Raw genomic sequence first — 304 nt, forward strand, 5'->3', positions numbered from 1 at the left:
TTAATCCATGGGCAAGCATTCCTGCGGGCTTATTCTTCTCTTCAATCCAGGATAAGCCTGTCTCTAAGTTCCGATCATAGTTGCGGACATACTCTTTACTAAAGGGCAGCCATTCCGGACCTTCGCGCCACGCCTCGATTGGATTCCTGAAATGTCCAGACGGGTCAGTATAAATCAGCGGATTATTACCTACATAGACATATAAATTCAAGCTCTGTGGATCTTCCAACCAGCCTCGGTACGTATCCTCCGTCAAAAATCTACCGATTTCTGGATTGTAATAGCGTGCCCTTAAGTATTGCAT

1 protein-coding gene is annotated in these 304 nt (G+C 45.4%); it reads right to left on the reverse strand.

The features are described from left to right. Window positions 1-304: RHS repeat-associated core domain-containing protein (locus tag ACE3MQ_RS27390; RefSeq protein WP_379398789.1), on the reverse strand; the 304-nt coding region annotated here is incomplete at both ends.

Source organism: Paenibacillus lentus, from assembly GCF_042714055.1.
GTDB classification, from domain to species: domain Bacteria; phylum Bacillota; class Bacilli; order Paenibacillales; family Paenibacillaceae; genus Fontibacillus; species Fontibacillus lentus_A.